We start from the raw sequence: 17,322 nt of genomic DNA on the forward strand, positions 1-17,322 counted from the left end.
GGTTCAGGCCAGGCCATGCCAACTCAGATAAGCAGCGGTGCTCGGTGCACGCCCGAGGAACGCTTCGATGCCCTCACGTAACGGCCGCGAAGCGCCCGGCGCGAACAACGCATCGTGCAGCGCGCGCCCGGTTGCACGGTCAAGCAAGCCTTGCGCTTCAAATCGGCTGAACAGGTCGAAGGCATGCACGTTTGCCCAGATATACGCGTAGTAGCCGGCATCGTATCCACTTATCAAGTGGTCAAAGGCATGTGCCGGGTGTTCAAAATCAGCCAGCGGCCAGTAGCCGCAGCGTTCGTGCGCAGCATCCAAGCGCTGTTCAAGGGTTCTGCCATCATTGGGCGCTGCATGCAGATCAATGTCGAACAAGGCCAGGCTCAAGTGACGGGCCGCGTCCTCCACGCCTTCCTGGCGTAGCCGGCTCAAACACGCTTCGACCCGTGCAGGTGTGAGCTGGCTGCCATCGTGCTGGTGCGATGAGATCGCTACCAGGTAGTTCGCGTCCCATAACCACCGCTCGAACAGCGTGCCGAACAATTCCACACCATCGGTGCCAAGCTCGGTCACATTGGACATCACATGGTTGGTAGTGCGCACCAGAAGGTGATGCAGAGCATGGCCAAACTCATGGAACATTTTGCGTAGCGACAGGTGATCAAGCAGAGGCTGGGTACCCGTGGCCGGTTGCGCCACATCGCAGCAAACCACCACTGAAGCCGCCTGATAGATCCCCTCGGCAGTCACCCGGCGATTGCGTATGTACAGGGTGTAGACCGAGTCAGCTTGCTTGCCGGTGCGCTGCACGGCATCCACATAGAGCAGACCAATGAGCGCATTGTCCTGCCACACCTCGAATGCCTGCACGCTGTCATCCCAGGTCGCAAGGTGCTTGGGTGTCAGCACCAGACCAAACAGCTGTTGCGCCAGCTGCTGCAAAGCCACGATCACGCTGTTCAGCGGAAAGTATTCGCGCAAGGCTTCGGTGGACAGCACCGTGCGCGAGGCGGCCTGCAGATAGGCAATGTCCCAGGGCTTTACCTGGCCCAAACCCTGTGCAACAGCCTGGCGCTCGATTTTCGAGCGCCATTGCAGCATGGCGGGACGAATGTCGTCGGCCAAGTCATGCAAAAAGCTGCGCACCTGAGCGACCGACCCGGCACTCTTGGCATTCAGGCTCTGCTCCAGGTGGCTGGCAAAGCCAAGCAAGTGCGCCTTCTTCGCCCGCAATTGCGCCAGCCGTTGCAGGTGTGTGCCGTTGTCCAGCAAAGGGTCGTTACTGACGCCACGGGTGTGATAGGCCCGATACACGCGCTCGCGCAGTTGGCGGCTCTCGGCATGCCTCAGCACGGCTTCGGTGGCAGCGCTCTCACAGGCAATCAACCAACCTGACGAACCGGCTGCTTGCGCCCGCACCGCCAGCTCATCACGAACCCGTGGTGGAATGCCGTGCAGTTCGGCTTCATCATCGATCGCAAGGCCCGGGCGTTCGAGATTGCTGGCAAAGGCGTCGCTCGACGCACTGATCTGAGCCTGCAGGTCAGCCAGGCGTGCCTTGCCCGCAGCATCGAGTAGCGCGCCACTGGTGGCGAACTTGTGCAGGTGCCAACGCAGGGTGGCACGCTGTTGGGTATCCAGATTCTTGCCGATGGCACTGCTCGCCAAGCGCTCATACAAGGCGTGCAAGCTGCTGTTGGTGAATTTTTGATCAAACCGAACAGTGGTCTCTGTGGAGAAGCCAAAAATGGCGCCTGCCCAGGCGGAACCCTTGCCTACCAGCGGCGTGGCCGCATTCAGCGCCGCCAATAGCTGGGCATCCAGATCATCTACCGCCAGCACCAGGTCATCCCAGGTAGGCAAGGCCTGCTGTGCTTTGATGATGCTGGTAATGCCTTGCTTGTGGGCCGTCAGCACATGGTCGAACGCTGCACGCATGTTTTCCAGCGTGATGGCGTCATAGTCGACAGGCACGTTGCCGGGTTGCAAAAGAGGATTATCGATAGTCATGCTGCTTCACCTTACGCGTGGGGAAGCGAGAGGGTGCGCCGCCTGGGTAAGCCGCGTGCTTTGACTATCTACCGCACTGCAAGCGGTCGGGAAGAGGCCACCCGGGCCAGAGCCCAGGTGGCATCACGGCCTTATTCAGCCGGTTTTTTCAACTTGGGGTTGGGGAAGAACTGCACGGTCTGCACCTTGGCCGGTGCTGCCTTGGGCGCCAGGTGGTTGACCCGGGTGCCGAGTTCCGAGGGCACCGACAGGCCTTGTTCGTTGAGGGTGTCGGTGAAGCCGCAGGCCACGCACTCGCGGTGCGGTACGCCATCCTCGTTCCACATCATCAGCTTGTCGGGCTCGCTGCACGCCGGGCAGACTGCCCCGGCGATGAAGCGTTTCTTGGTCTTGTTCACAACTACCTCACTCATGCCGCCGCGTCCTCGCTCAGCCCGCAGTGGCGCAGCAATGCATCGATGGAAGGCTCACGGCCACGGAAGTCGACGAACAGCACCATCGGCTCACGCGAACCACCCCGTGCCAGGATCGCCTCGCGGAAGGCACGACCGGTGTCGGCATTGAGCACGCCTTCTTCCTCGAAGCGCGAGAAGGCGTCTGCCGACAGCACTTCGGCCCACTTGTAGCTGTAGTAACCCGCCGCATAACCGCCCGCGAAGATGTGCGCAAAGCTGTTGGGGAAGCGGTTGTACGCCGGTGGGCGCATCACCGACACCTCGTCGCGCACGCCTTCGAGCACGTCGAGCACGCTGCGGCCGTCGCCATGGGTGGCGTGCAGCTCGAAGTCGAACAGCGAGAACTCCAGCTGGCGCACCATCATCATGCCCGACTGGAAGTTTTTCGCCGCCAGCATCTTGTCCAGCAGGTCCTGGGGCAGGGCAGCGCCGGTCTCGTAATGGCCGGAGATCAGCGCCAGGCCTTCCGGTTCCCAGCACCAGTTTTCCATGAACTGGCTTGGCAGCTCGACCGCATCCCAGGCCACGCCGTTGATGCCGGACACACCCGCGTGCTCGATGCGGGTCAGCAAGTGGTGCAGACCGTGGCCGAACTCGTGGAACAGGGTGGTGACTTCATCGTGGGTCAACAGCGCCGGCTTGCCTGGCGCGGCGGGGGTGAAGTTGCACACCAGGTTGGCCACCGGGCTCTGCAGCACGCCCTCGACGGTGCGGCGACGGTCACGGGCACCGTCCATCCAGGCGCCACCACGCTTGTTGGCGCGGGCATACAGGTCGAAGAAGAAACGGCCGACGTGCTGGCCGTTTTCCTTGATTTCGAACAGGCGCACATCCGGGTGCCAGCTGTCGAAGCCCTTGAGCTCGGCGATTTCGATGCCGTACAGACGCTGGACGATGCTGAACAGGCCAGACAGCACCTTGTCGATCGGGAAGTAGGCACGCAGGGTTTCTTGCGACACGCTGTAACGTTGCTCGCGCAGCTTCTCGCCGAAGTAACCGGCATCCCAGCTGGACAACTGCGGGCAGCCTTGCTCGGTGGCATAGGCCTTGAGCTGTTCCAGGTCCTGGGCAGCGAATGGCTTGGAACGCTTGGCCAGGTCACGCAGGAAGTTCAGCACCTGGTCGCTGGTCTCGGCCATCTTGGTGGCCAGGCTCAGCTCGGCGTAGTTCGGGTAGCCCAGCAGTTGGGCCAGTTCTTGGCGCAGGTCGAGGATTTCCTGCATCACCGGGCCATTGTCGAACTGGCCGGCATTGGGGCCTTGGTCCGAGGCGCGGGTGCAATAGGCGGCATACAGCTCTTCGCGCAGGGCGCGGTCGCTGGCGTAGGTCATTACCGCGTAGTAGCTAGGGAACTCCAGGGTGATCAGCCAGCCATCCAGCGCTTTGGCCTGGGCCGCAGCAGCCATCTGCGCCTTGGCCGAATCGGTCAGTCCGTCCAGCGCGGCTTCGTCGGTGACGTGCTTGGTCCAGGCCTGGGTAGCATCGAGCAACTGATTGGAGAAGCGGCTGCCCAGTTCGCTGAGCTTGCTCTGCACTTCGGCGTAACGCTGCTGCTTGTCGGCAGGCAGGTCGATGCCCGACAGACGGAAGTCACGCAGGGCGTGTTCGAGGATGGTCTTTTGCGCCACGTCGAAACCAGCCGCTTCCGGGCTGTTGACCAACGCTTCATAGGCATCGAACAGCGCACGGTTCTGGCCCAGTTCGGTAGAGTAGGCGCTCAGCGCCGGCAGGCAAGACTCGTAGGCCTCGCGCAGTTCCTTGCTGTTGCACACGGCATTGAGGTGGCTGACCGGGCTCCAGGCCGCGCCCAGGCGGTCATTGAGTTCGTCCATGGCCAGCACCAGGCCAGCCCAGGAGGGGTTCTTGCCCTGTTGCTCGAGAATTTCGGCAATGGCTTTACGGTTGTCGGCCAGGATCTCTTCGATCGCCGGCAGCACGTGTTCGGCACGGATCGCCGAGAAGGGCGGCAGATCGTAGGGCTGCAGAAGCGGGTTGGTCGCACTCACGGTTTGGATACCTTGGCAGAAGAAACACTGGACCATCTTAATTACAATCGACGCCGACCGCAGCAGGCAGCCTGCCTATCGGCACAGATGAGAGACCCTATCATGGCCATCCGAAGCTTCCAGCAACACACTCCGAAAGTTGGACCACGGGCCTTCATCGACCGCTCGGCGGTGGTGTTGGGCGATGTGGAGATCGGCGAAGACAGCTCGGTCTGGCCATTGACTGTAGTACGCGGCGACATGCACCGCATCCGCATCGGCGCACGTACCAGCGTGCAGGACGCCAGCGTCCTGCACATCACCCATGCCGGCCCTTTCAACCCGGATGGCTTCCCGCTGATCATCGGCGATGACGTGACCATCGGTCACAAAGTGATGCTGCATGGCTGTACCCTGGGCAACCGTATCCTGGTCGGCATGGGCAGCACCATCATGGATGGCGCCATCGTCGAGGACGAGGTGATCATTGGCGCCGGCAGCCTGGTACCGCCCGGCAAGCGCCTGGAGAGCGGCTTCTTGTATGTCGGCAGCCCGGTGAAACAGGCCCGGCCGCTGACCGACAAGGAGCGGGCCTTCTTCCCGTACAGCGCCGGCAATTACGTCAAGCTCAAGGACCAGCACCTGGCCGAAGGCTACGACCAACCAGAATGACTTGAGTGGAATCGCTTACATGCACCAACAGAATGTCCTTTTCGACCTCGACGGCACCCTGACCGACCCACGGCTGGGGATTACCCGCTCCATCCAGTACGCGTTGGCCAAACTGGGTATCGATGAGCCGGACCTGACCCGCCTCGAACACTTCATCGGCCCGCCCTTGCTGCAGGCATTCATGCAGTTTTACGGCTTCGACGAAGCCAAGGCGTGGGAGGCGGTCAATTTCTATCGCGAGCGCTTCCGCGTTACCGGTCTTTACGAGAACCAGGTGTTCGATGGTGTGCCGGAGCTGCTCGAAGCCCTCAATGGGCAGGGGCGCACGCTGTATGTGGCCACGTCCAAGCCTTGGGAATTTGCCCGCGAGATTGCCCGGCACTTTGCGTTCGACCATCACTTCAAGGTGATTTATGGCAGCGAACTGGACGGCACGCGTACCAACAAGGTCGAGCTGATTCGCCACTTGCTGGACGAGGAAGGGCTGGACCCGGCGCAGACGCTGATGATCGGCGATCGCAAGCATGACCTGATCGGTGCGCGCAGCAACGGGCTGCAGGCAGTGGCGGTGGGGTATGGGTTTGGTAGTGAGGAAGAGCTGAAGGCCCAGGCGCCGGCGTTTCATTTCGCGACGTTGGCCGAGATGCATCGGGCCTTTATCAAAGCTTGATAGTGATTGGGGCTGCTTTGCAGCCCATTCGCGGGCAAGCCCGCTCCCACAAAAATATCGCTGAACTCAAGGGCGGCGCTGTAACTGTGGGAGCGGGCTTGCCCGCGAATGGGCCGCACAGCGGCCCCACAATCTCATTGGCTAACCACAAACCGCGCCAACGCCGCCTGGCGCGCTTCGACCGGCAATCGCCCCAACGCCTCGACCCGCTCATAAAACCGCCCCCAATCCCCGCCAACCTCCCGAAACACCGCCGCAAACGCCGGCACCCATTGGTCATACAGCCCAAACGGCAGCAGCTTGGCATTGCTCATCGGCCCATACATCCAGGCGTCATAACGCGTATCGCCACCCCACTGGCTATCACGCACTGTTCGGTACTCACGCCGCAGCCGCTCGAACTCCGCCTGCTTCGCCACCCGCTTGTGCGCGTCATCCAGGGGGCCTGCGTACATCACCTGAAGCCGTTCACGGCTGGCCAGCACCAACCGAATGAACTGGTCCCGCTGCGCCGCCTGGTCATCCTCGATCGCTGCAAGCCCGCGCGCCGCGCGCCATTGCCGCGCCCCCTCCTGCTCGACGAAGGTGGCAAACGACTCGTTGAATGCCGTGTCGTCCTGTACGTAAAAACGCTGATGGGCCAGCTCATGGAAAATCAGCGAAGCCAGCCGTTCATCTCCCCAGCCGACCATCGATGACAGCAACGGGTCATCGAACCAGCCTAGGGTCGAGTACGCCTCGACGCCGCCCACATACACATCCATACCCGCCTCACGCATCAACGCCGCCGCGCCACGCGCCGCCCCCTGACGGTAATAGCCGCGATAAGCCACGCAGCCCGCAATCGGGAAGCAGTGCGTCACGGGTTGCAACGACAGTTCCGGCGTGGCGAACACGTTCCACACCACGTAGGGGCGACCCAGGTCGGCGTAAACCCGGTAGCTGCGGTTGTCCGGCAGTTTCAACTGCTGGCTGGCGAACACCCGGGCCTGTTCGGCATGCTGCAAGCGCGTACGCAGTTGCGGGCTGCTGGCCGGGTCTGCCATCACCTGTTCCACCGGCTGACGCGCGCGCAACAGCTGCAACTGGCCCTCTGCCAACTGGCTGTAATAGCCAACGCCACTACAACCGTTCAGCAGAACAGCCGCCAGCAGGGGAACAAAACGGCTGAAAACACGGTCGAGTGGCCCAGGGTCTGAGCGCTGAAAAAGAAAAAGTCGAAGCATCTGGGACTGTCTGACTCGCTCACGGCCAATTCGCTCCAAGACTATCTCGCCAGGGGGGAGTTTCGCCATGCGTCCATTGTTTGCCGCCAGCACACTCATGCTGTTGTCCGCGTGCTCGACCCTGCCGGACCCCGATCCGAACCAGGCGTGGGTCGACCTCACACCCCAGGACGAAACGTCGCTGCACGCCGTGCAGGTAGACGAACGCGACTGGGCCGACACGCGCTACTTTGAAGTGCCCCCCGGCAGCCACGAACTGACCGTGCGCTACCAGTTCCCGGTCACCCCGAGCAATATCGGCCCGGTGAACGAGCCGCTGTGGCGCGATTGCCAGCTCAACCTGACGTTCAAGGACTTCAGCGCCGGGCAACGTTACCAACTGCAGGCGGGCAGCATTGGCTTCCGTCCCTGGATCAAACTCTACGACCACCAGCAAAAACTGGTGGGCCAAGGCCTGCCAGCGGGCTGTCAGCGCACCTGAACCCCGCAAACGGCGCTATGCTTGTAGCTTGTGAGTCGCAAGTGGGAGTTTTGCCATGCGCCAGCCCATGATGCTGATCGCCCTCAGTGCACTGGGGGCTTGCGCCAGCCCCTTGCCGCCCGTCGACCCCAAGCAGGCCTGGGTCGAGCTTTCCACCATCACCCCCGGCAGAGTCATCATGGCCGACCGCCTCGACGGCAAGCGGCTGGAGGATGGCCGATACTTCCAGGTGACGCCTGGCAAGCATGAACTGGTGGTGCGTTTTGATTATGAGATCTACGGTGGCGGCATGATGTCCCAGCCCAGGGACCGTACCTGCTACCTGACGGTGCGCTATGACAATTTCAAAGCCGGCGAACGCTATCGCCTGGAGGCCCGCGCGCCGGTGATGGAGCCGCAGGTACTGCTGTACGACGCCAGCCGCACGGTGGTGGTGAACGAGCCCAGCAACGTGTTTTGCATTCCCTGACTTTGGGGGGCGCTTTGCGCCCCCAGCCAACTAGACCCTAGCGATCATTCTTCTGGTAAATGATCTTCTTGGTACCACCCTCGCAGCTACCCACGACCATGTTCTGGTCCTTGACCTCGCTGTTGGGCACGATTTCCAGGGTGTAGGACGCTACGCCCTGTGCCTGGATCTTGGCCTCGATCTCGGCTTTCAATTCTTCGCACGGCTTAACCGCCGCCAAACTGGACGTGGCGAGCAGGGAGGCCAACACGGCGATTGCTACGCGGATCATGGAACGGCTCCTCAAAGGGCAGTCGTGCTGCCGTTGCTGTTTAGACTACAGCAAACCGCCCCCGTTGCGCCGCCTAGCCCACCAGCGAGGCATCCAGGCTGATGGTGGCGTTGAGCACTTTAGAAACCGGGCAACCGGCCTTGGCCTTGTTGGCAATCTCAAGGAACTGCGCCTCGCTGGCGCCCGGCACCTTGGCCTTCAGAATCAGGTGCACGGCCGTGATGGCGAAGCCGTCGGGTTGTTTATCCAGCGTCACCTCGGCAATGGTATCGATGCGGTCTGCGGTCAAGCCCGCCTCACCGAGCATCATCGACAGCGCCATCGAGAAGCAACCGGCATGGGCAGCGCCAATCAGCTCTTCCGGGTTGGTGCCTGGCGAGCCTTCGAAACGGGTATTGAAGCCGTAGGGGTTCTGCTTGAGCGCGCCGCTTTCAGTCGAAAGCAGGCCTTTGCCATCCTTCAGGCCACCTTGCCAGATCGCCGATGCTGTCTTTTTCATGATGCCTCCTGGTCGCTGCATTTACATATCGTGGAGTGACATGCTTATGGGTTCAGAGGGCGGCCTCCCACAGCAAGTTCAGATCAATCTGACCGCAAGCATTGAATCCACCGAATGTGCCCATACAGAGTTCAAAAGGCCTCTGGCCAACCACCTTCAAGGAGGCTCCGATGACGCAGCTGCGTGACCTGAAAATATCCACCCTCGACCTGGTGCCCGTGCGCGCCGACAGCGGGCCGGCCCAGTCGCTGCGTAACTCGCTGGACCTGGCGCAGCACGCAGAACGCTTCGGCTATAACCGCTTCTGGGTCGCTGAGCACCACAACATGGATGGCATTGCCAGTTCCGCGACCTCGGTGTTGATCGGCTACCTGGCGGGCGGCACCTCGACCATCCGGGTCGGCTCCGGTGGTGTGATGCTGCCCAACCACGCGCCGCTGGTGATCGCCGAGCAGTTCGGCACCTTGGCCAGCCTCTACCCAGGCCGCATCGACCTGGGCCTGGGCCGCGCACCGGGCTCCGACCAGATGACCGCCCGCGCCCTGCGCCGCGAGCGCTCCGGCAGCGCTGACGACTTCCCCGATGATGTCGAAGAGCTGTCGCGCTACCTCGGCCCGCGCACTGATGATCAAAAAGTGATCGCCGTGCCAGGGCATGACACCGAGGTGCCGATGTGGCTGCTCGGCTCAAGCCTGTTCAGCGCGCAGTTGGCGGGCATGCGCGGCATGCCCTATGCGTTCGCCTCGCACTTCGCGCCGCGCTACATGCACGAGGCGATCCGCGTCTACCGCAACCATTTCAAGCCTTCCACCACGCTGGACAAGCCCTACGTGATGCTCGGCATACCGATGGTGGTGGCCGAAACCGACGAGCAGGCCGAGTACCTGGCCACGTCGGTGTACCAGCGCATTCTTGCCCTGATTCGAGGGCAAAGCCTGATGCAGCGCCCGCCCGTACAAAGCATGGATGGGCTGTGGCTACCCCACGAGCGCGATGCGGTGATGAGCTTCTTAGGCCTGGCGATGATAGGCAGCCCGCAGAAGGTGCGGGCAAAAGTGCAAGTGCTGCTGGAGCAGACCGGGGCGGATGAGCTGATCTTTACCTGTGACCTGTATGAGCATGCGGACCGGGTCAGGTCCTATGAACTGTTGGCGCAGGCCTTGAAGGCCGAGTAGCCCCTTCGCGGGTAACCCCGCGAAGGGGCCGTCACTCAACCACGCCGGTAGACAATTTCCTTGGTACCGGCTTCACAACTGCCAATCACCTTGCCCGCTGCGTCGCCTTTTTTGACGATCTCCAGCGTGTAGCCCTGCACGCCTTTGGCATCCAGCTTGGCGGCAAGCTCTGCCTTCAGTTCTTCACACGGCTTGCCCGCCGCCAGCGCACCGCCCGCCAGTGCCATCAGGCCCGCCGCCAGAATCAGTTTCTTCATCGATCGCTTTCCTTGTACAGATGAAAATCAAAGAGGGCGCCGCACAGGCGCCCCCTCTCTATTACCCCATCTTGCCGGCGCCAGCTACCCCGGCAGCGTTTCAGCTGTTGGCAATACGGAACCCTACCTTGAGCGTGACCTGAAAGTGCGCCGCCTTGTTGTCACGGATATGACCCCGCGTGTCGATCACTTCAAACCACTCCAGGTGCTTGATGCTCTTGGCCGCTTCGGCCAGGGCATTGTTGATCGCGTCCTCGATGCTGGTGGGCGACGACCCAACCAGTTCGATCTTCTTGTAAGTGTGATGATCGGACATGTGCACTCTCCTTGGATGACGGTCAGATTGAGCCTAGCAGCGCAGGCCTGGTTTACCTGCGAGCCATCGCCATGGGCGAAAGTTCGATCGCACTTTCGCAACCCTGCGCAGTCGCATTCCTTACAGTCCATCCCCGAAGGAGAGTCAACATGCATCGCAACTCGCTGCGTAAAACATCCCTGGAAAGCATGGAAGCGGAGATCGAAAGCCTTCTGAAATCGCTGGAGAACCTCAAGCACGATGCCTCGGAGGAGTCCCAGAAGTCGGTAAAGGCAATCCGCAGCAACGCCGAAAGCGCACTCAAACATTCGCGCAGCCTGCTGAGCGACGCCTACGAGGAAGTGAAGACCCGCACCCGTCAGACAGGTATCGCCACCCGTGACTACGCCCAGGAGCACCCCATCACCACCGCCGGAGTGGCCGTGGGTGCGTTGGGCCTGTTGGCGGCATGGCTGCTGTACAAGCGCAACTAAGCAATCTGCAGCTGCAATTCCTGGCGCAGCCATTGCGCCAGTTGCTCGGCGCGCCCATCTGCGGCGCGCCGGGGCACCCACAACGCCAGTGCCGCATGCGTGGATGAGAACCCCCAAGGTGCCGCCAGCCGCCCAGCCCGCAGATCGTCCGCCACCAGCTGTTGTGGCGCAATCGCCACGCCCAGCCCAGCCACTGCGGCCTCCAGCAGGTAGTACAGGTGCTCGAATGCCTGGCCGAACGGCAACGCCGCCGAATCGAGCCCCTGCTGCGCCGCCCAGGCAGGCCACGCCTGCGGGCGTGAGGTGGTGTGCAGCAACACTTCGCCCAGCAAGGCCTGGGGCGGCGCACCGCGCAAACGCTCGAACCCGGCAAAGTGGGGGCTCAGTACAGGCCCGATGCGTTCTTCGGCCAGCACGTGCACCTGCATGTCCGCTGGCCACGGCGGCTCGGCAAACACCAGCAAGGCGTCCAGGCCGGGGCGCCGTGGGTCCAGGTCACCTTCCCCGGCTGACAGGTGCAGGCGCAGCTCCGGCAGGTCGGCCTTGAGCCGCCCAAGCCGGGGGATGAACCAACGCGCCAGCAGGCTCCCAGAACAACCGAGGACGAAGGGTGCCTCGCTGACATCCCGGCTCAACTCGGCGCACACGCCACGCAACCGGTCGAATGCCTCGCCACTGGCATCACGCAGGCGCACACCGGCATCTGTGAGTTTGATGCCACGCCCGTCCTTGACGAACAGCGCGATACCCAGGTGCTCTTCAAGTACCTTGATCTGCCGGCTGACTGCCCCGTGGGTCACATGCAGCGCTTCGGCAGCCTGACTGACACTGTTTAACCGGGCAGTGGCCTCGAAGGCCCTGAGGGCATTGAGCGGGGGAAGGTCCTGAGCCATTGTCTTGTGAGTTTTCCTGACAGGTTTGCGCAATCTTATCGGTTTTCAGCCGGGCGTTGCGTGGTTAGAGTAAAGCCCATCACTCATTCATTACGCCTTGGAGCGCCCCATGACCCAGACTCAATACCGCCCTGGCCCAGACGCCAACGGCCTGTTCGGCTCGTTCGGCGGCCGCTACGTGGCAGAAACCCTGATGCCACTGGTGCTGGACCTGGCCCGCGAATACGAAGCCGCCAAGGCTGACCCAACGTTTCTCGAAGAGCTGGCCTACTTCCAGCGCGACTACATCGGCCGCCCGAACCCGCTGTATTTCGCCGAGCGCCTGACCGAGCACTGTGGCGGGGCAAAAATCTTCTTCAAGCGTGAAGAGCTCAACCACACCGGCGCGCACAAGGTGAACAACTGCATCGGCCAGGTGCTGCTGGCCAAACGCATGGGCAAAAAACGCCTGATCGCCGAAACCGGTGCCGGCATGCACGGCGTGGCCACCGCCACCGTGGCTGCCCGCTTCGGCCTGCCTTGCGTGATCTACATGGGCGCCACCGACATCGAGCGCCAGCAGGCCAACGTGTTCCGCATGAAGCTGCTGGGCGCCGAAATTGTCCCGGTCACCGCCGGCACCGGCACCCTGAAAGACGCCATGAACGAAGCCCTGCGCGACTGGGTCACCAACGTCGAAGACACCTTCTACCTGATCGGCACCGTGGCGGGCCCGCACCCGTACCCGGCGATGGTCCGCGACTTCCAGTCGATCATCGGCAAGGAAACCCGTGCCCAGTTGCAAGAGAAGGAAGGGCGCCTGCCCGACAGCCTGGTCGCCTGCGTCGGCGGCGGCTCCAACGCCATGGGCCTGTTCCACGAGTTCCTTGAAGAGCCAAGCGTACAGATCATCGGCGTCGAAGCTGGCGGCCACGGCGTGCACACCGACAAACACGCCGCCAGCCTGAACGGCGGCGTGCCGGGTGTACTGCACGGCAACCGCACCTACCTGCTGCAGGACGCTGACGGCCAGATCACCGACGCCCACTCGATTTCCGCCGGCCTCGACTACCCGGGCATCGGCCCGGAACACGCCTACCTGCACGAAGTGAAGCGTGTCGAGTACGTCAGCATCACCGATGACGAAGCCCTCGATGCGTTCCACGCCACCTGCCGCCTGGAAGGCATCATCCCGGCCCTGGAAAGCTCCCACGCCCTGGCCGAAGCGATCAAGCGCGCACCGAACCTGCCCAAGGACCACTTGATGGTCGTGTGCCTGTCCGGTCGCGGCGACAAAGACATGCAAACCGTGATGAACCACATGGCCGCCCAGGAGAAACAGGCATGAGCCGTCTTGAACAACGCTTCGCCGAACTGAAGGCCGAAGGCCGTTCGGCACTGGTCACCTTCGTTACCGCGGGCGACCCGGGCTATGACGCTTCGCTGCGCATCCTCAAGGGCTTGCCAGAGGCCGGCGCCGATGTGATCGAGTTGGGCATGCCGTTCACCGACCCGATGGCCGATGGCGTGGCCATTCAGCTGGCGACCCTGCGTGCTTTGGAAGCGGGCCAGACCTTGGCCAAGACCCTGCAGATGGTTCGCGAATTCCGCGTGGGCAACCAGGCCACGCCAATCGTGCTGATGGGTTACTACAACCCGATCCACCGCTTTGGCGTGGAAAAGTTCGTCGCAGAAGCCAAGGAAGCCGGCGTCGATGGCTTGATCATCGTCGACCTGCCGCCAGAGCATGACGCCGAGCTGGCCACCCCGGCCCAGGCTTCGGGCATCGACTTCATCCGCCTGACCACCCCGACCACCGACGATGCACGCCTGCCGCGTGTACTGGAGCGCAGCTCCGGGTTCGTCTATTACGTGTCCGTCGCCGGTGTGACCGGTGCTGGCTCGGCCACCACCGAGCACGTGACCGAAGCCATCGCCCGCCTGCGTCGGCATACCGACCTGCCGATCAGCGTTGGGTTTGGCATTCGCACGCCGGAGCAGGCCGCGGCGATTGCCCGCCTGGCCGATGGTGTGGTGGTGGGGTCGGCGCTGGTCGACAAGATCGCTCACGCCAAGGATGCCGATCAGGCGGTTAACGATGTGCTGAGCCTGTGCTCGGCGCTGGCTGAAGGGGTGCGCGGCGCTCGACGCTGATTGGCGTTGCATTCTTCGCGGGGCAAGCCCGCTCCCACAGGTTCACTGCAATCTGTCAGAAAGCACTCGACCTGTGGGAGCGGGCTTGCCCCGCGAATGGCCGCATAGCGGCCCCCATCTAGCCGCCAAAAATCGACAGCTTCAGCGGCCGCACAGCCCCCATCCAGATCGCATGGTCGCGGTGATCCGCCAGCTCATCCCCGGTCAGCGGGTGCAGAAACACCACCAACCCCTTGCGGTACAGCGCCAGCCACGGCAACACCACCCCCACCACCTCAGGCCCGAAAGCCAGCTGGCAGCTCCAGTCCGGATGCGGCCCGACCGGCTGCTGGTGCATGCGCCCCATGGTCACGGGGAACAGCCGCGCGGCCTCTTCGCACAATTCACGCGCCTGCTCGATGGTCGATGCGTCGTAGTACACGTGGGCGTGATACCCCTTGATCCTCTGCACGATAACTCCTGATTGCGGTCAAACCATCACCACCTGCAAAGGGAGTGATGCAGTGAAAAATGCCGAAACCCCAGTGTTCAAGCTGGTCCTGTTCGGGGGCGAGTGCGCCCTTGGCAGTGCGCTGATGGCCGAGCTGCTGTCACGCCAGCACGAAGTGACTGCCGTGGTCGAAGACCTCAACCGCCATGCGCCACGCCCCGGCCTGCATTTCAAGATAGGCGGGCTGAAGAGTGCCGACCAGGCGGAGCAGGGGGCTGCGGGCGGCTCGGCGGTGGTTGCCTTGCTGTCAGCGCTGGCACCGGCTGACCTGCCCACGCAATGGCGAATGAGCGAGGCGCTGGTGACCGGGCTTGCGCGTACGACTATACGCCGGCTGTTGCTGGTGGGCGATTTCGATGTGCTGGACAGGCCCGGTGATTACACCGATGCAGAGCGCGAGGGCGTGGACCAGGTTGTCGATGGGCTGCAACGCAGTGCGCTGCACTGGACGTTGATCAATGCCCCCCAGGCCGACCCGGCGAGCGTGGCGGCGGGGATGGTCGATATGCTCGACCTGGGTTTGCATCGGGGCGAGCATTTGAACTTCGTATCCTGAGGCCTCTTCGCGGGGCAAGCCCGCTTGTGTCTTGGAGAGGGAATAGAATCTGAAGTGAGAGCGGTGAATGGCAAGCTGATAGCCCGAGGTGCCCAGAGCACGTGTGGGAGCAAAAGCTGCCATTCACCGTTCCACTTTGGCGAGAGCCCGAACAGTTGGATGAGGGGCGTAATCTCGAATCACAAGCGTGGGCCAAGCCAAAGCGCTCTCACTCCTTGAGTTTAAGAGGGTTTGGCCATGTCTTCCTCTGTCGGCATCGATGTTTCCAGTGCCACACTTGCTGTTCACATCCGTCCTGAGGGGGTGAACTTCAGTGTTTCCAATGACTTGAAGGGATTCCAACTGCTCGTCGAAAAGCTTGGCGAGTATGCAATTTCAATGGTCTTGCTCGAAGCTACCGGTGGCTACGAGTGCAATGTCCTCAAAGCGCTGCAGGATGCCGATTTTCCGGTTTGCCGGATCAATCCCAGTCGTGCCCGGGACTTTGCCAAGTCGATGGGTAAACGCGCCAAGACCGATCCCATTGACGCAGCTGTTTTGGCTCACCTGGCTGAAGTTATGCCCCCACGGCCTTGCCAGGTGATGACACCCGAGCGGGCTTTGCTGCGCGAACTGCTTATGCAGCGGGATCGCTTCGTCCAACAGCGCGACGATGACAAGCGGCGCCTGAAGCAGGCGCGGGCTCCCAGTGTTTGTTTGCGGTTGGAACAACACATCGCCTATCTGAAGGGTGAAATTCGAGCGCTGGAACAAGAGATCGCACAGCAGGCAGCAGCTTTGCCTGATGATCGGGTTAAACAGCTCACTCAAGTCAAAGGAATTGGTCTGATTACTGCCGGAAAGCTGATGGCCTTGCTGCCAGAGCTGGGCCAGGTGGATAAGAAGGAAATTGCCGCCTTGGTCGGTGTTGCGCCGTTCAACCAGGACAGCGGCAAGCAGTCGGGCAAGCGTTCAATCTGGGGGGGACGCTCACAAGTCAGGCGGGCGCTCTATATGGCCTGCTGGGTGGTGATACGGCACAACAAGGACTTCTGCGAGCGCTACAAAGCACTGCGAGCCCAGGGGAAGTGCGCGAAAGTATCGGTGGTGGCGTGTATGCGAGTATTGATAGTGAGGCTAAATGCGATGCTCAAGACCGGAACGCCCTGGAAGGAGCAAATAGCTCATTCGTAGGAGCAAGCCTTGCTGGCGATGCCCGGCACAGCCGGGCCTGGGGCGCTACGCGCCCCATCGCCGGCAAGGCCAGCTTCCACAAGAAGACAGTTGCTCCCACAAGTACTGCACAGCTGTCCAATCCTGTGGTGTACCGGTGGGAGCGGGCTTGCCCCGCGAAGAGGCCCTCAAGCCTCACGCTCATTTTCCAGCCAATCAACAAACCGCTCGATCAACGCCCCCCGCCGCTTGCGCGGCGGCAGCACCACGTAATACCCCCGCGCCGACCGCAAACTGCCCTCCAACGGCCGGCACAGCAGCCCCTGTTCAACCAGCCCATCCACAAGGTGCCCCCAGCCAATCGCCACCCCTTGCCCGGCAATCGCTGCCTGGATCAACAAGGTGTAGTTATCAAAGCGCAATTGCCCCGGCGGCGGTGGGCTGTCTACGCCAAACCCCCGAAACACCCCCGCCCAATCAAACCAGCGGCTGGCCTGTTCACCCCGCAGGTGAAGCAACGGCAAACGCTGCAAAGCCACGGCTGACAAGGGTTTGCCATGAATCAGCCGTGGGCTGCAAACCGGGAATACCTCTTCATCGAACAGCCACCGACTTTCGCCTTGATGAAAGCGCCCATCACCAAACAGCACCGCCACATCAATATCCGGCCGCAGCATCGCCTGACTGCGCTCACCCGTCACCAGGCTCACATCCACCTGTGGATAAGCCTCATGAAAGCGTTGCAAGCGGGGCATCAGCCAGAACGACGCGAAGGCAAAGTCGGTTGCCACCTGAAGCACCTCGCGCTGGCCCCGACCACTGGTCAGGGCCAGCCCATCGTCCATGGCCTGCAGCCCTTGGTGCACCTGCTCGAACAGCAACTGGCCAGCCTCGGTCAGCGCAATGCCCCGGTAGATCCGGTCGAACAGCCGGGTACCCAGCTGGGCCTCCAGGCGCTTTACCTGCTGGCTCACGGCGGGCTGGGTGGTCCCCAGCTCAAGCGCCGCAGCAGTAAAGCCCCGCAACCGTGCAGCGGCCTCGAACACGCGCAGGGTATCGAGCGACAGCTCGGCAAGGCGCTCAAACATAAGCTCAGCTAATCCCAGTCATTGCCCGGCATGGGCTTTACCCATGTTATCCACAGT

The 17,322-nt window shown here is 62.3% G+C and carries 21 protein-coding genes; 10 read left to right on the plus strand and 11 right to left on the minus strand.

Features of this window, described 5'->3' with window-relative positions; all coding sequences use genetic code 11:
* Nucleotides 1–3: 3 nt before the first annotated feature.
* The 3 genes from OGV19_RS23590 to prlC form a co-directional block, all read right to left on the minus strand.
* Nucleotides 4–1,998, minus strand: a complete 1,995-nt coding sequence (locus OGV19_RS23590) for a M3 family metallopeptidase (RefSeq protein WP_264313995.1) — start codon at nt 1,996–1,998, stop codon at nt 4–6.
* 137 nt (nt 1,999–2,135) lie between these two features.
* Nucleotides 2,136–2,417: a YheV family putative zinc ribbon protein gene (locus OGV19_RS23595; RefSeq protein ID WP_264310879.1), complete on the minus strand. Its 282-nt coding sequence runs from the start codon at nt 2,415–2,417 to the stop codon at nt 2,136–2,138.
* Complete coding sequence (gene prlC, locus OGV19_RS23600) at nt 2,414–4,465, minus strand: oligopeptidase A (RefSeq protein ID WP_264310880.1); 2,052 nt, start codon at nt 4,463–4,465, stop codon at nt 2,414–2,416. The genes OGV19_RS23595 and prlC overlap by 4 nt, the downstream gene beginning before the upstream one ends.
* 102 nt (nt 4,466–4,567) lie before the next feature.
* Between prlC and OGV19_RS23605 the strand changes: the two genes are divergently transcribed.
* Nucleotides 4,568–5,116, plus strand: a complete 549-nt coding sequence (locus OGV19_RS23605; RefSeq protein ID WP_264310881.1) for a gamma carbonic anhydrase family protein — start codon at nt 4,568–4,570, stop codon at nt 5,114–5,116.
* A gap of 19 nt (nt 5,117–5,135) precedes the next feature.
* On the plus strand, nt 5,136–5,786 hold the full coding sequence (locus OGV19_RS23610; RefSeq protein WP_264310882.1) for an HAD family hydrolase: 651 nt from the start codon (nt 5,136–5,138) through the stop codon (nt 5,784–5,786).
* Between the two features lie 134 nt (nt 5,787–5,920).
* Here the strand turns inward: OGV19_RS23610 and OGV19_RS23615 are convergent, their stop codons facing one another.
* Nucleotides 5,921–7,012 carry an aminopeptidase gene (locus OGV19_RS23615; protein WP_264310883.1) on the minus strand — a complete coding sequence of 364 codons (1,092 nt, stop codon included), beginning with the start codon at nt 7,010–7,012 and terminating at the stop codon, nt 5,921–5,923.
* Nucleotides 7,013–7,079: 67 nt separating this feature from the next.
* On the opposite strand from OGV19_RS23615, the gene OGV19_RS23620 reads away from it, so the two are divergent.
* Nucleotides 7,080–7,493: a PA0061/PA0062 family lipoprotein gene (locus OGV19_RS23620; RefSeq protein WP_264310884.1), complete on the plus strand. Its 414-nt coding sequence runs from the start codon at nt 7,080–7,082 to the stop codon at nt 7,491–7,493.
* Between the two features lie 55 nt (nt 7,494–7,548).
* Nucleotides 7,549–7,962 (plus strand): PA0061/PA0062 family lipoprotein, encoded by a 414-nt coding sequence (locus OGV19_RS23625; protein ID WP_033702484.1) that lies wholly within the window; start codon nt 7,549–7,551, stop codon nt 7,960–7,962.
* Nucleotides 7,963–7,999: 37 nt separating this feature from the next.
* Here OGV19_RS23625 and OGV19_RS23630 read toward each other — a convergent pair whose 3' ends face one another.
* Both OGV19_RS23630 and OGV19_RS23635 read right to left on the minus strand, forming a co-directional pair.
* Nucleotides 8,000–8,233, minus strand: a complete 234-nt coding sequence (locus OGV19_RS23630) for a DUF1161 domain-containing protein (RefSeq protein WP_264310885.1) — start codon at nt 8,231–8,233, stop codon at nt 8,000–8,002.
* A gap of 73 nt (nt 8,234–8,306) precedes the next feature.
* Complete coding sequence (locus tag OGV19_RS23635; protein ID WP_264310886.1) at nt 8,307–8,732, minus strand: OsmC family protein; 426 nt, start codon at nt 8,730–8,732, stop codon at nt 8,307–8,309.
* 170 nt (nt 8,733–8,902) lie between these two features.
* Between OGV19_RS23635 and OGV19_RS23640 the strand changes: the two genes are divergently transcribed.
* Nucleotides 8,903–9,907, plus strand: a complete 1,005-nt coding sequence (locus OGV19_RS23640; protein ID WP_264310887.1) for an LLM class flavin-dependent oxidoreductase — start codon at nt 8,903–8,905, stop codon at nt 9,905–9,907.
* A gap of 35 nt (nt 9,908–9,942) precedes the next feature.
* Here the strand turns inward: OGV19_RS23640 and OGV19_RS23645 are convergent, their stop codons facing one another.
* Together OGV19_RS23645 and OGV19_RS23650 are read right to left on the minus strand one after the other, a co-directional pair.
* Nucleotides 9,943–10,164 (minus strand): DUF1161 domain-containing protein, encoded by a 222-nt coding sequence (locus OGV19_RS23645; RefSeq protein WP_264310888.1) that lies wholly within the window; start codon nt 10,162–10,164, stop codon nt 9,943–9,945.
* A 100-nt stretch (nt 10,165–10,264) separates the two neighbouring features.
* The gene (locus tag OGV19_RS23650) at nt 10,265–10,480 is read right to left on the minus strand and encodes a dodecin (protein WP_264310889.1); all 216 of its coding nucleotides are present in this window, start codon (nt 10,478–10,480) and stop codon (nt 10,265–10,267) included.
* A gap of 149 nt (nt 10,481–10,629) precedes the next feature.
* Between OGV19_RS23650 and OGV19_RS23655 the strand changes: the two genes are divergently transcribed.
* Nucleotides 10,630–10,953, plus strand: a complete 324-nt coding sequence (locus OGV19_RS23655) for an ElaB/YgaM/YqjD family protein (protein WP_027592031.1) — start codon at nt 10,630–10,632, stop codon at nt 10,951–10,953.
* On the opposite strand, the gene OGV19_RS23660 is transcribed toward OGV19_RS23655, so the two are convergent.
* Entirely contained in the window at nt 10,950–11,846 is an 897-nt protein-coding gene (locus tag OGV19_RS23660; protein ID WP_264310890.1) for a LysR family transcriptional regulator, read from the minus strand. The two genes, OGV19_RS23655 and OGV19_RS23660, sit on opposite strands and share 4 nt — an antisense overlap.
* A 109-nt stretch (nt 11,847–11,955) precedes the next feature.
* Here OGV19_RS23660 and trpB point away from each other — a divergent pair, with 109 nt between their 5' ends.
* Both trpB and trpA read left to right on the plus strand, forming a co-directional pair.
* A complete protein-coding gene (gene trpB, locus OGV19_RS23665) occupies nt 11,956–13,173 on the plus strand; it encodes a tryptophan synthase subunit beta (protein WP_264310891.1) in 1,218 nt (405 codons plus the stop codon).
* A complete protein-coding gene (trpA, locus tag OGV19_RS23670) occupies nt 13,170–13,979 on the plus strand; it encodes a tryptophan synthase subunit alpha (protein ID WP_264310892.1) in 810 nt (269 codons plus the stop codon). The genes trpB and trpA overlap by 4 nt, the downstream gene beginning before the upstream one ends.
* Nucleotides 13,980–14,097: 118 nt before the next feature.
* Here the strand turns inward: trpA and OGV19_RS23675 are convergent, their stop codons facing one another.
* Entirely contained in the window at nt 14,098–14,430 is a 333-nt protein-coding gene (locus OGV19_RS23675) for a DOPA 4,5-dioxygenase family protein (RefSeq protein ID WP_264310893.1), read from the minus strand.
* Between the two features lie 52 nt (nt 14,431–14,482).
* Here OGV19_RS23675 and OGV19_RS23680 point away from each other — a divergent pair, with 52 nt between their 5' ends.
* Complete coding sequence (locus OGV19_RS23680) at nt 14,483–15,025, plus strand: NAD(P)-dependent oxidoreductase (RefSeq protein WP_264310894.1); 543 nt, start codon at nt 14,483–14,485, stop codon at nt 15,023–15,025.
* 237 nt (nt 15,026–15,262) lie between these two features.
* Nucleotides 15,263–16,198, plus strand: coding sequence for an IS110 family transposase (locus OGV19_RS23685; protein ID WP_264309880.1), 936 nt, complete (start codon nt 15,263–15,265; stop codon nt 16,196–16,198).
* A 167-nt stretch (nt 16,199–16,365) separates the two neighbouring features.
* Here the strand turns inward: OGV19_RS23685 and OGV19_RS23690 are convergent, their stop codons facing one another.
* Complete coding sequence (locus tag OGV19_RS23690) at nt 16,366–17,265, minus strand: choline sulfate utilization transcriptional regulator (protein WP_264310895.1); 900 nt, start codon at nt 17,263–17,265, stop codon at nt 16,366–16,368.
* Nucleotides 17,266–17,322: the final 57 nt, after the last annotated feature.

Source organism: Pseudomonas putida (assembly GCF_025905425.1).
In the GTDB taxonomy this organism is placed as follows: domain Bacteria; phylum Pseudomonadota; class Gammaproteobacteria; order Pseudomonadales; family Pseudomonadaceae; genus Aquipseudomonas; species Aquipseudomonas putida_AF.

Bases quoted from the DNA above. Each gene is read 5' to 3' on its own strand.
- OGV19_RS23595 (WP_264310879.1), bottom strand. From the start codon at position 2,417: ATGAGTGAGGTAGTTGTGAACAAGACCAAGAAACGCTTCATCGCCGGG.
- OGV19_RS23605 (WP_264310881.1), top strand. From the start codon at position 4,568: ATGGCCATCCGAAGCTTCCAGCAACACACTCCGAAAGTTGGACCACGG.
- OGV19_RS23610 (WP_264310882.1), top strand. From the start codon at position 5,136: ATGCACCAACAGAATGTCCTTTTCGACCTCGACGGCACCCTGACCGAC.
- OGV19_RS23615 (WP_264310883.1), bottom strand. From the start codon at position 7,012: ATGCTTCGACTTTTTCTTTTTCAGCGCTCAGACCCTGGGCCACTCGAC.
- OGV19_RS23620 (WP_264310884.1), top strand. From the start codon at position 7,080: ATGCGTCCATTGTTTGCCGCCAGCACACTCATGCTGTTGTCCGCGTGC.
- OGV19_RS23625 (WP_033702484.1), top strand. From the start codon at position 7,549: ATGCGCCAGCCCATGATGCTGATCGCCCTCAGTGCACTGGGGGCTTGC.
- OGV19_RS23630 (WP_264310885.1), bottom strand. From the start codon at position 8,233: ATGATCCGCGTAGCAATCGCCGTGTTGGCCTCCCTGCTCGCCACGTCC.
- OGV19_RS23635 (WP_264310886.1), bottom strand. From the start codon at position 8,732: ATGAAAAAGACAGCATCGGCGATCTGGCAAGGTGGCCTGAAGGATGGC.
- OGV19_RS23640 (WP_264310887.1), top strand. From the start codon at position 8,903: ATGACGCAGCTGCGTGACCTGAAAATATCCACCCTCGACCTGGTGCCC.
- OGV19_RS23645 (WP_264310888.1), bottom strand. From the start codon at position 10,164: ATGAAGAAACTGATTCTGGCGGCGGGCCTGATGGCACTGGCGGGCGGT.
- OGV19_RS23650 (WP_264310889.1), bottom strand. From the start codon at position 10,480: ATGTCCGATCATCACACTTACAAGAAGATCGAACTGGTTGGGTCGTCG.
- OGV19_RS23655 (WP_027592031.1), top strand. From the start codon at position 10,630: ATGCATCGCAACTCGCTGCGTAAAACATCCCTGGAAAGCATGGAAGCG.
- OGV19_RS23660 (WP_264310890.1), bottom strand. From the start codon at position 11,846: ATGGCTCAGGACCTTCCCCCGCTCAATGCCCTCAGGGCCTTCGAGGCC.
- trpB (WP_264310891.1), top strand. From the start codon at position 11,956: ATGACCCAGACTCAATACCGCCCTGGCCCAGACGCCAACGGCCTGTTC.
- trpA (WP_264310892.1), top strand. From the start codon at position 13,170: ATGAGCCGTCTTGAACAACGCTTCGCCGAACTGAAGGCCGAAGGCCGT.
- OGV19_RS23685 (WP_264309880.1), top strand. From the start codon at position 15,263: ATGTCTTCCTCTGTCGGCATCGATGTTTCCAGTGCCACACTTGCTGTT.
- OGV19_RS23690 (WP_264310895.1), bottom strand. From the start codon at position 17,265: ATGTTTGAGCGCCTTGCCGAGCTGTCGCTCGATACCCTGCGCGTGTTC.